The sequence below is a fragment of the Acinetobacter sp. YH16056_T genome (assembly GCF_024605895.1).
Lineage (GTDB): Bacteria > Pseudomonadota > Gammaproteobacteria > Pseudomonadales > Moraxellaceae > Acinetobacter > Acinetobacter amyesii.
The window spans coordinates 1-10,167 of sequence record NZ_CP094548.1 but is presented as its reverse complement, the minus strand read 5'-3'; the positions used below and the strand labels follow the sequence as shown (position 1 = coordinate 10,167).

The window sequence follows — 10,167 nt, the reverse complement described above, 5'->3', positions numbered from 1 at the left end:
ATTCATAACCCCTTGTATTCAATATCATGAAGTCATAAGAGAACAGGACGTTCCGCAGAATAAAAATAAATAATCGCACAAGGATCGGCGGCACGACAGGAGTTATGCCAAGCGAACCAATACGAAAAAGCCCGACAGGATGTCGGGCTTTTTTACATTCTATGTTCAGTGATAGGTTTAAAGTAAACTACGATGAATTACATATAAATTATTCAGAATGAAATCTTTATCAAAAGAAAAGGTCCTCGATTTTTTTTCATTAATGGCTGTTTTAATTCTGATTGTCTCTTGGTTACTTCCTGTATTCGATGGCATGAAAGGATACGAACTTTTTGTATATTCATTTTTCTTACAATTTTTAATATTTCCCATTATTTTAGTTTTTCCAATTTGGGCAAATTTATCACTCGTTTTTACATATTTTTTATTAGATGAAAATGATCCCAAGGCATTTCGTTGGAGCTGTATAACTTTAGCAATGATGTGCTATGGTCTTGTCACTATTTTGGTTATAGATGGCAAGAACAGCCAACCAGTTCTATTCGGTGCTTATGTTTGGGTACTCTCAGGAATTTTAATTTGTATCTGTGCTTACCTTAAAGTGAAAAAAATATCTAAAAATCATTGATCTTTGACAAGTGTCAAAGAGACTTCGCATAAGAGATTTTATGTTAAATAAAAAGACGCCTATGTAAAGGCGTCTTTTGAATATTTCTAGATTATTGAAAAGCTTGTCTTAGAACTTCACCTTTCTCTGTAGAGGTTTGGCTAGTTGTAGATTTTTCATCATTTATATCTAAAATATCTTTTCTTTTTTCAGGGCCATAGTATGAAATAAATTTATTTATAGATTTATCCCATGCTAAATAACTGCCGTTATATTCAGATGTAAAACGATAGTGATCTTTAACTTTTTTTAGCTCTAATCCTTCACGTCCTAACCAATAATTAAGTACATGATTGTATTTACCTGCCTCATTTTGAAAATAGATATCTATAAAGCCATCACTACTTCCAGTGAAAAATGAGTAAGCACCTTCACAGGTAACTGCTGAAGATCGGATAATGTAATCTTTTAGTCCATCGCCATTAAAATCTACATTTACCAAAAATCCTTTATAGAAAGTGATTTTAGGATTTTTAACTTGCATTTCTTCATCTTCAGATATGCGTTGGCAGGTATCTATATACTCACTTTGAACTACTTCTTTAATCTCTATAGGCAGCTTATTGAAAGGAATACTATTATTTTTTACAGGGATTTCTGCTAAAGAATTCGTACAAAAAACAGCTATGGCTGTAAAACCTATTAACTTTTTCATTAATAAACCTATTTATTTGGATTTTATAGAGATTAATAGGTGTATCTAAAACCTTGTGCCATCATACAATCTTGTATCATTTCAGCTTTTTCATTTTGATTTACTTTAGCTAAACCTATGTCATAGCGACATTTTGCTAAAGCATTATTAGCATCATGTGGAGTAATTCCAGCTTTTCTCCACATAGGTTGTGATGTACTACATGCAGAAATTAAAAGTGTTGAAACAGCTAATGCCCCGATAATTGTTTTTTTCATAAAAAACTCTATAAAATTTAATCAAATAATTTTTCTATTCTATCAAATTTCATGAATTTTGTAATAAAAAAATGGGGGCTTAAGCTCCCATTTTTATGGATGATTTTTTAAATCATTCAGCATGGCATCACGCAGAATCTTATTCATTCTTGTCTGATAGCCTTTACCTTGGGCCTTTAGCCATTGCATTACATCTGCATCAATACGAACCGTAGTCACTTGTTTAGTCGGCTTGTAAAAAGGGTTCTGTACTGCATTTTTCCAGAAACTTTCATCAAGTTCAGGAATGTCCGAAAAGTCTATTTCACTGTCTGGGCGTTTAGCCAGGGCTTCAAGTCTTGCCTTTTGTTCTTCAGACAAAACAGGAGGATTATTTAAATCCATTTTGTAAGTAACGGTTTTGCTCATACTGTTTCCTCTCTTTTTTCTCTGCCTGTCGTGCCGAAATAATGCGGATATGATCCATCCCATTATGGTCTTGTACTGTGTGGGCCACCAATAAAACAGCTTGCCCATGTACCATACCTATCGCTTGCCAACGATATTCACCATTTTCAAAGCGATCCTGTTTATATAAGGCATGAGCATCGTAAAAAACCAATGTCGCATCTTCAAAAGCTACACCATGCTTTTTAAGGTTTATTTCTGCTTTATGCTCATCCCATGAAAACTCAATTTTCATAGTTGCATCGCTTTTTGTTAATATAAAAATGTTAATACAAAATTGTAAATTTTGCAAAATTTAGCCAATTTTTATTGGCGGAATATATCAAAACTGTTTAAAAAAAAGCCGACTTGTTTCCAAGTCGGCTTTTCGGGTTTGCGTCCCCGATTTCTTATAGCATAACTTTTTGAAATATAACACTATTTAAAATGGCATTTCGTATAACGCCCATTATGTTAAATGGAACTATTTTGTTTTGTAATGCGGATCCCTTTTAATAATTATTTGCTCAGAGTCAGCCTCAAAAAAGCAAGTAATTTTTTCAATTTTAGAGCGTATTAAAAGGCTTTTGTCCAAATAAATTATTAGTTTATTTACGTTTGAATTAAAAATAGCTCTTCCTCTTGGAACTTCTTCATATTCCATATATTTCAAATCGTTATTTCTACTTTGAAGAACTTTCCAATATTCGATATGAGCATAATTACTATCAGCTAAGCCTATAGAGTCGATATCTGAAAGACAAAAATCATGTGCAATCCCTAATACCTCATCTTTCCAATACCAAAAAATTCCAATTTTCATATTACGTAGTTATTTACATGTAAAATTTTATATGTTTTATTATATACAAATACATATAAAAGGAAATATCTAATGACATATGTTCTTCCTAAAGATGTAAGAACCCCTAGAAAAAATGTAAAGGGAGTCCATGTCCTCTATGATGGTGCTGAAGAATCATTTTCAATTGCTGTTTTAAACTGGGCTGATGAATCAGGGAAAACTGTTGAGAAATTAGCTTTAAGATGGAATGGATCTGAAGAATCACCAAAAGGATATCCTTCAGCTATGGGAAACCCTTCATGGTTTATTATCCCTGCTAAATTGGAAAGTGTTTTAAGAGATCGAGCAATAGAGCTAAATGAAAGAGAAGGTAAAGCAAAAGCCATCAATCTTTCTAATAAAATTCTAGAACATGTGAGCCAAGTTAGAGCTAATGAAAAAGGGGCTTTTGGTTTTACTACTTATACAACTTCTGAGAAATTAACAAAGACTGAACTAGATGAACTTGAGAACTTACTGAAACAAAATATGGTCTTTTTTTTAAAGACTGATGACCCTGATGATACATTCGATATAGGGCAGAATGGTGATCTAACAATTAAGCTTAACTTTTTAAGTAATCAGTCTAATGATTAATATTTAAGAGACAAAAATTAATGATTGAATACACTTCAAAATTAGCTCAATTAAAAGAGCATTTGAATAATTTGCCTCCTGCTGAGAAAGAATGCTTACATGATTTAAGCTATCCATTTATTCCCAATTTTGACCCTTTATTTGATTCATCTAAGAATAAAGTACTATTAATTGGTCAAGAGACTAAGGGATGGCAAGGGCGGTTAGAAAATTTTTTAAATGACGATATAAACTTAGAAAACATCATTCAAAACAGTAAAAAACGCTATGGTGAGTTATATGAACAATCCGCTACGCAAAGTCGTTTTCATCAATTTATGAAGAAAATAAAAGAGGTTAATCATAATGAACCAGTACAGTGGTTAAATTTTTACTTATTTGACTATAAGAAAAAGTCTTTTAATGGGCTCAGAAAAAAATCTGAATATGAAAAAATTTCCTCATATCTAGAAAAATTATCTATTCAAAATTTATCTGAACAAATAAAACGTTTAAAACCTAAAGTTATTTTTTTCACTGGTCAATATCATAATAATTTTCCTAAACTAGAAAAGAGCTTAGAACTATTAAGCAATGAAAAAATAACTGCTGGAGAACATATAGATAAATTTAATATGCGTATCTGGAATAATGAAACTCTAGTACTTCGAATGCCTCATCCTGCCCATTGGAGAGCATCTTCAAATGAAGCAAGACAAATCGCTTTAAATTTTTTCAAAATTTTTGATGAGAGCAAAAATATTGATGATTTTAAAGCTCGGGTTATTACTAGTAATTAACATCATTTTTATTAATTTTTCTAAAATTAACATAATACACGTTATGCGAAAGGCCCTATTTACGGGCCTTTTAATCATCTGATTAACATAAAATCTCTTATACGAAATTAACTCTCATAGTGACTATCACCATCCTAAGCTTTCTCAGATAGATATTTTTTCAATCTCAATTTTAATTTTTTAGGATCTATCTCATTCTTCGCTGAAAATCCAAACTTAAAGCATATGTATTCACCAACTAAGACCCAGCTGGGTTTAACAAATCTAATCGTCTGATAACTGAATTTTTCAGCTATTTCACAGAGAATTAACAGTAATTTAATAGTTACATCTAGATGACATAACTCTTTTCGAAAATCAATCTGTTCGATAACGATTTCTTTTTTATTTTCAGAATTCCAGATCGTTCCAAATCTGATAAATAAACAATCAGTGTCACGTGCGCGAGATGAAACAGAGATAGAAATCGATTTTTCATAAAATTCAAAGTTATTTCCCCAAAATTTTGGACGAGAATCTACTCCGATCACGCGATAGAAAAAGTTATCAATCAGCCCAATAATGAACATTTTTTCATCTCCTCCGATCAGTTTTTGATTATTACTAAAAGACATCTTAGTTGCCCAAAAAAAATATCAATCTAACAGCTTAAAAATGCAATGTAAACTATTGATTATAAACAATTTAATATTTAAGAAACTATTGGGTTTTAACATAATAAAATGTTAAGAAAAGACTTTTATTTTTAGATATTGAATCATTAAGAAAATGATCCATGCTCTTTATATATTTGAAAATAAAGAAATAAAAAACCATTGTTTATTTTTCATACAAGTTGATTTTTTAACTTATTGTTTTTTATACATTAAAAAAATCTTTGCCATAACTATAAAAGTACCCCTTTGAAAAATATATTTTTTATTGACTATTTTTGAGTGAATTTCATTGTAAACAGCTGTTTTATGGCAGGAATATAAATAAGAGTTCCTGCGATCTGCGGGCGCGAAAACATTTGAAAATTTGCCAACGTGAAAAAAGCCGGCGATGATGACATTGCCAAAATATGAAATGAGCTTTGTTGTGTTAGTCGTGCAACGAGCAAAACTTTCTAAACTTTGTTTTTTTCTTGGTCCGTGTGCATGAAACAGCCATTTCATGCTAAAGACCGTGTAGCTGCATACGTGAGAAATCTAGTTGGTGCGGCTGCGAAGGGCACTGGACAGTGAGATTCTGTTCTTTGACCCAATCACTCTTATTCTGTTTGTGACGTATGAAATCGTGGTGGGCAGATAAATAGTTGGGCGACACTGAAACGGGACCCTTGGTGACAAGGGCAAACCCTGCTTAACAGAGAGTGTGAGTATCTTCAAGGAATGATAGATGCGTTAGGAACACACGTTTTTAGCTTCAATTCCTTAACAGGGCTAAATGCGTTGCATACTGGTGGGCTTATGAGAGTATCGCGAGGTACTAGGGGCGTGAGGAGAAATCTAGAACGCTTGGTACATTTCGGTTGGCCGAATTGACTTGTCGTGATGACATATTCGGTTGGCTGAAATGATCTATGGATAGCTCAAGCCAGTAACGGTGACACTAAGGAGATAATATCTTGTGTTATTAATTTTGGATTTATTCATTATTAATAATTGTTTTCTTTATATTATTACGCATGTTGCTGTATGTAGGTTAAGTGCTTTACCCGTAATGAAATTTAATATCGGTTAATAATGGGAGTTTTTGGAACTCTTATCCCAAAAAAAAGGAATAGCTGATATCAAATGGAACGGATAAGCGTACTGACCGTCTATTTCAATAGAAATAGACAAAGACTGTTAACGCTAAAGTGGGAATCTCTCAAGCCAATTATTAGATGTGGTGGCTCCAGACTATAGGCTTTTAGACCGAAAACATTCCGCGAGGATGCTATAAGGACTGATTTATGAGAGAGGGAGAGTTGCTGATTAGGTTTATTTCGGATTTATCCGGATTAATTAGGTCACTTCGAGCGAATAAAAACGTAAGGGGTGGGTGAACGAAAGGCAATACGGTGCATAACCGGGCTGAGAAAACAAAGTTTATCAGGTGAGAGGTGTGGCAACCTCGGCCGCTATGAAATGCGGCAAGCCTGTTTGGCACGGAAGAAAGTGAATAAACGTTAAACATTCTGATGTAGCGGTCGGATGAATAATATTTCATGAGTATTCACTAAGAAAAAAAGCGTTGGTTACGTTGAAGTTTGCGCTTTGAAATCACCCAGTTGTTCCGGAGACGGATCTGCTGCTGACTGATTTTTGCGATGATGCAGCATGCTGCTAGTGGGATGATGTTATATAAAATCGTGATTGTGGAACTAAAACACAATTTGAAGTGTGTACTTTGTGATGTGTAGAAGTCAGGGCCAGCTTAGTCTTGATGGAGGATCCATGAGAGTCGCTTCCACTGGAAACAGTGAAGATGTCGTAAGTTGATAACTGCGAGTTCGTTCTAGTCGCGAACTCAATAAATGATTAGCGTTAAGCGCGTTAGTTTCGTGAATTTGAACACGGCAAATCAAAACACAAGGCGGTCTCCTTAGGAGGCCGCCTTACCTTTTCCTAAAAGCTCAACATTTGCGTTTTAAGCACGTTTTCCTCATCGACATAGGATTCATTAGTAATCAGCGAAAAAATCGCGCATACCCCCTATTTTTTGCATCTAATCGCAATTTCAGAGCGAGTGTCTACGAGCGAACATTGAAAAGTCGCGCCTAGACTCTCTGGAAAACAATTTTTTAGTATCAAAATCTTAAAAACAGTAAATCACTTGCAAAAAAATGATGTCTAGACCTCGCGAAGCGAGCATAAAGAACTTATGAGCGTAGCGAATTCATTCTTGCTTTTGCTTTTTCTCAAATTCACGAAAGTATATGCTAAAAAATTGCCCCTCGAATCGAGCGTAAGCGAGATTCAATAGAGTTTGAGCGTAGCGAAAACCAAGGGCAATTTTTTATGACTGAAGCTTTTATTAAATTTTAATGCTTTTAAATGTTTTTAGGATCCATGAAACCCTTTGTAGTAAAGAGCTTCAGGCTTTATATAGCAACGTTTTCCGATCTTTATAGCAACGTTTTCCGATCTTTATAGCAACGTTTTCCGATCTTTATAGCAACGTTTTCCGATCTTTTGACAACATTGATAATTTATGTTGTTATATGTTCAGTAAATATTTATCTATTTTTATATGAAAAACAAAATCGTTGTAAAAGACAACGCTCTAATTAATGCCAGTTACAATCTCGATGTAACGGAACAACGTCTCATCTTATTAGCGATTGCTGAAGCTCGTGAATCACAAACAGGCATTACTACAGATAATGAGCTAATCGTACATGCATCTAGCTATATAAATACATTTGAAGTGGAAAGACATACAGCTTATGAAAGTTTAAAAGAAGCGTGCCTTTCTCTTTTTGGTCGTCAATTTAGTTATCAATTTGATAATGAACATGGGAACTTAGAAAAAGCTCACTCTCGTTGGGTAAGCAAAATCAGTTATGTAGAAAATGAAGCTATTGTTAAATTAATTTTTGCTCCAGATATTATTCCTTTAATAACCCGTTTAGAAGAATGCTTTACAAGCTATGACTTAAAACAAATTGCAAAATTAACCAGTCGTTATGCTATTCGTCTCTACGAATTACTTATTTCATGGCGTAGTGTGGGTAAAACAAGAATTTACGAGATACAAGAATTTCGTTCATTACTTGGAATAGAGGAAAATGAATATGCCCGTACAGAAGCTTTTAAAAGACGTGTTTTAGAAGTAGCTATTTCCCAAATCACAGAATTTACAGATATTAATGTAAAATATGAACAACATAAAAAAGGCAAATCTATCATTGGATTTAGTTTTTCTTTCAAGCAAAAAAAAGAAAAAAGTCTTCCTAAACTAACTGGAAAACAAGTCCAATATTTCTCAAATTTATTAGCTCACGATCCATCGTTTGCTTCGAGGAATAGTAAAGTTGGTGAAAGCTACCCTGATTTTCAAAAAAGGATAGCAGATGAATTATTACTTCCTCAAAATATTCAATTGCATCTCGAAGACCTAAAAAGACTCGGTTTAAAAATATAGGTATTACAATCAGTTATGAAAAAATATATCACATTATAGCAACATCTTCCGATCATACACGAATAACTTACGTAAGTTACATAACCTATTGTTTTCTGTTTAAATAATCCTCGATAGATTGGTTGTTTTCAATAATTTTTTTTTAAATCATTCTAAAATTTATTTTTTTAATAAAAAAAGAGCTATTTTTTTTCATTTTTAAATTATAGTCGTTGAACATATACCACATTATAGCAACACTTTCCGATCATATAAATATTTGTATTTATTGTATAAAATTATAAATTTTAGCATTTTAATACTCAAATTTATACCCGAAAAATTTATTGATCTTAAATAAAAAAATGTTATATATTTAACTTAAACAAGTTACGTAAGTTAAATAACAATGATTATTTTAGTTGGTGGTGAAAAAGGGGGCTCAGGAAAAAGTTGCCTAGCTCAAAATCTTGCAGTCTATTTACAGGCTAACAATAGAGATATTTTATTACTTGATGCAGATCCACAAGGAACAACAACTGATTGGATCAAAGAGCGTGATGAAAATGATGAAGTTAAAAGCATTCCATCTGTACAAGCAGCAGGTAATATTAGACAAATCTTAATGGATCTCTCTAAACGCTATCAGGACATTATTATTGATGCGGGTGGACAAGACTCAGAAGCTCTACGATCTGCTATGACAATAGCAACACATATGCTTTTACCATTCCGCCCTAAAAGAAGAGATTTAAAAACACTTGTACATGTCGAAAAACTGATTCGATTAGCAAAAGCTGTGAATCCAGAACTGTATACAAGGGCTGTGATTACACAATGTCCAACTTTACCAAGCCAGGCTCAACGAATCCTAGACGCAAAAGAGGCATGTGAGTCTTTTGACCTAATTCCCCTGAATAATTTTACCTGTAATCGAAATATCTATGATGATGCAGATGAAAATGGATTATCTGTTTTTGAAATGTCATCGGATGAAAAAGCAAAACAAGAGATTGAACTTATCGCGAAAGAATTTTTAGGAGAATTTTAATGGCACTTAAAGGTCTTAAAAAGTCTGAGCAGGATTCAAATCAAGATCAAATTGAGAGCTTTATTCAAGGATCCTCAAAACGAGTAAATGAAATAAAGCCCACTCAACAAAACTATAAAAGGTATACATTTTCTCTCACTGAAGATGTAAATCAAGAAATAGATCAATTACTTGTTTCCTGCCGAGTCGCCAAGGCTAATCGTTCTATTATTTTAAAAGCAGCCATCCACCAACTACAGAAACTTTCTGAAGATGAATTAAAGAAAGCAGTTCAAAATGAAGTTAAATAACTTACATAAGTTAAATAACTAGAACTCAATTATCCGTTGGAGATAAGCTATGTCTATTCAAGAACGCTTAAATAAATCTACAATCCAATTTCTTAAGATTGCACATCATGTTGTATTTGCCAGGAAACGCTATGAAAACGGCAGACAAATGGTAGTTGCCCTGATTTATATTGCACAAGATGCACACCCCATAGCGGCAATCACAGGAACAGACCGATTTTGGGATTGTCACGACATCAGTAAGGCAACACGATCAATTAGACGACACAATAAAAACTGCCTAATCCTGGATCGCAGAGACTTCATTTTTGAGAAAACAGAAGACCTAAAAAGCTTCAATGGTATCCATTGATTATTCGCCAAAGCTAAACAAAACCGTGGAACATTGTTTATTTATTGATCGTGGAACGTGAAAAATCATAAAAAAAACCCACCTTGGGGAAGATGGGCTATAAACTTTGAAATAAGTATATGAATTTCAAGGAAAATTATAACACATTTCGTATAAC

14 protein-coding genes are annotated in these 10,167 nt (G+C 33.3%); 7 read left to right on the top strand and 7 right to left on the bottom strand.

The window, feature by feature from the left end; translation table 11 throughout:
- Positions 1-217 precede the first annotated feature (217 nt).
- Entirely contained in the window at positions 218-628 is a 411-nt protein-coding gene (locus tag MST17_RS16960) for a hypothetical protein (RefSeq protein ID WP_180027338.1), read from the top strand.
- A gap of 91 nt (positions 629-719) precedes the next feature.
- Here MST17_RS16960 and MST17_RS16955 read toward each other — a convergent pair whose 3' ends face one another.
- The 5 genes from MST17_RS16955 to MST17_RS16935 all read right to left on the bottom strand — a co-directional run bounded on the left by MST17_RS16955 (position 720) and on the right by MST17_RS16935 (position 2,828).
- Entirely contained in the window at positions 720-1,322 is a 603-nt protein-coding gene (locus tag MST17_RS16955) for a hypothetical protein (RefSeq protein WP_168379850.1), read from the bottom strand.
- 32 nt (positions 1,323-1,354) lie between these two features.
- The gene (locus MST17_RS16950) at positions 1,355-1,579 is read right to left on the bottom strand and encodes a hypothetical protein (RefSeq protein ID WP_033134781.1); all 225 of its coding nucleotides are present in this window, start codon (positions 1,577-1,579) and stop codon (positions 1,355-1,357) included.
- 93 nt (positions 1,580-1,672) lie between these two features.
- On the bottom strand, positions 1,673-1,987 hold the full coding sequence (locus MST17_RS16945; protein ID WP_033134782.1) for a BrnA antitoxin family protein: 315 nt from the start codon (positions 1,985-1,987) through the stop codon (positions 1,673-1,675).
- Positions 1,950-2,261 (bottom strand): BrnT family toxin, encoded by a 312-nt coding sequence (locus MST17_RS16940; protein WP_180027339.1) that lies wholly within the window; start codon positions 2,259-2,261, stop codon positions 1,950-1,952. The genes MST17_RS16945 and MST17_RS16940 overlap by 38 nt, the downstream gene beginning before the upstream one ends.
- Positions 2,262-2,489: 228 nt before the next feature.
- Positions 2,490-2,828 carry a hypothetical protein gene (locus tag MST17_RS16935; RefSeq protein WP_004282175.1) on the bottom strand — a complete coding sequence of 113 codons (339 nt, stop codon included), beginning with the start codon at positions 2,826-2,828 and terminating at the stop codon, positions 2,490-2,492.
- A gap of 72 nt (positions 2,829-2,900) precedes the next feature.
- Between MST17_RS16935 and MST17_RS16930 the strand changes: the two genes are divergently transcribed.
- Positions 2,901-3,446, top strand: a complete 546-nt coding sequence (locus MST17_RS16930; protein WP_004282174.1) for a hypothetical protein — start codon at positions 2,901-2,903, stop codon at positions 3,444-3,446.
- Between the two features lie 20 nt (positions 3,447-3,466).
- Entirely contained in the window at positions 3,467-4,225 is a 759-nt protein-coding gene (locus MST17_RS16925; RefSeq protein ID WP_180027337.1) for a hypothetical protein, read from the top strand.
- A gap of 134 nt (positions 4,226-4,359) precedes the next feature.
- On the opposite strand, the gene MST17_RS16920 is transcribed toward MST17_RS16925, so the two are convergent.
- Both MST17_RS16920 and MST17_RS16915 read right to left on the bottom strand, forming a co-directional pair.
- On the bottom strand, positions 4,360-4,839 hold the full coding sequence (locus MST17_RS16920) for a hypothetical protein (RefSeq protein ID WP_180027336.1): 480 nt from the start codon (positions 4,837-4,839) through the stop codon (positions 4,360-4,362).
- 234 nt (positions 4,840-5,073) lie between these two features.
- On the bottom strand, positions 5,074-5,382 hold the full coding sequence (locus MST17_RS16915; RefSeq protein ID WP_180027335.1) for a hypothetical protein: 309 nt from the start codon (positions 5,380-5,382) through the stop codon (positions 5,074-5,076).
- 2,062 nt (positions 5,383-7,444) lie between these two features.
- Here MST17_RS16915 and repM point away from each other — a divergent pair.
- From repM to MST17_RS16895, 4 genes are all read left to right on the top strand, one after another.
- The gene (gene repM, locus MST17_RS16910; protein ID WP_180005571.1) at positions 7,445-8,338 is read left to right on the top strand and encodes a replication initiation protein RepM; all 894 of its coding nucleotides are present in this window, start codon (positions 7,445-7,447) and stop codon (positions 8,336-8,338) included.
- A 388-nt stretch (positions 8,339-8,726) separates the two neighbouring features.
- Positions 8,727-9,368: an AAA family ATPase gene (locus MST17_RS16905; RefSeq protein WP_104470967.1), complete on the top strand. Its 642-nt coding sequence runs from the start codon at positions 8,727-8,729 to the stop codon at positions 9,366-9,368.
- Positions 9,368-9,658 (top strand): hypothetical protein, encoded by a 291-nt coding sequence (locus tag MST17_RS16900; protein WP_180027334.1) that lies wholly within the window; start codon positions 9,368-9,370, stop codon positions 9,656-9,658. The genes MST17_RS16905 and MST17_RS16900 overlap by 1 nt, the downstream gene beginning before the upstream one ends.
- 49 nt (positions 9,659-9,707) lie before the next feature.
- The gene (locus MST17_RS16895; RefSeq protein WP_180027333.1) at positions 9,708-10,010 is read left to right on the top strand and encodes a hypothetical protein; all 303 of its coding nucleotides are present in this window, start codon (positions 9,708-9,710) and stop codon (positions 10,008-10,010) included.
- The last annotated feature ends 157 nt before the right edge of the window (positions 10,011-10,167 follow it).

Coding starts and splice junctions, on each gene's coding strand:
- MST17_RS16960 (WP_180027338.1), top strand. CDS start 218: ATGAAATCTTTATCAAAAGAAAAGGTCCTCGATTTTTTTTCATTAATG.
- MST17_RS16955 (WP_168379850.1), bottom strand. CDS start 1,322: ATGAAAAAGTTAATAGGTTTTACAGCCATAGCTGTTTTTTGTACGAAT.
- MST17_RS16950 (WP_033134781.1), bottom strand. CDS start 1,579: ATGAAAAAAACAATTATCGGGGCATTAGCTGTTTCAACACTTTTAATT.
- MST17_RS16945 (WP_033134782.1), bottom strand. CDS start 1,987: ATGAGCAAAACCGTTACTTACAAAATGGATTTAAATAATCCTCCTGTT.
- MST17_RS16940 (WP_180027339.1), bottom strand. CDS start 2,261: ATGAAAATTGAGTTTTCATGGGATGAGCATAAAGCAGAAATAAACCTT.
- MST17_RS16935 (WP_004282175.1), bottom strand. CDS start 2,828: ATGAAAATTGGAATTTTTTGGTATTGGAAAGATGAGGTATTAGGGATT.
- MST17_RS16930 (WP_004282174.1), top strand. CDS start 2,901: ATGACATATGTTCTTCCTAAAGATGTAAGAACCCCTAGAAAAAATGTA.
- MST17_RS16925 (WP_180027337.1), top strand. CDS start 3,467: ATGATTGAATACACTTCAAAATTAGCTCAATTAAAAGAGCATTTGAAT.
- MST17_RS16920 (WP_180027336.1), bottom strand. CDS start 4,839: ATGTCTTTTAGTAATAATCAAAAACTGATCGGAGGAGATGAAAAAATG.
- MST17_RS16915 (WP_180027335.1), bottom strand. CDS start 5,382: ATGAAATGGCTGTTTCATGCACACGGACCAAGAAAAAAACAAAGTTTA.
- repM (WP_180005571.1), top strand. CDS start 7,445: ATGAAAAACAAAATCGTTGTAAAAGACAACGCTCTAATTAATGCCAGT.
- MST17_RS16905 (WP_104470967.1), top strand. CDS start 8,727: ATGATTATTTTAGTTGGTGGTGAAAAAGGGGGCTCAGGAAAAAGTTGC.
- MST17_RS16900 (WP_180027334.1), top strand. CDS start 9,368: ATGGCACTTAAAGGTCTTAAAAAGTCTGAGCAGGATTCAAATCAAGAT.
- MST17_RS16895 (WP_180027333.1), top strand. CDS start 9,708: ATGTCTATTCAAGAACGCTTAAATAAATCTACAATCCAATTTCTTAAG.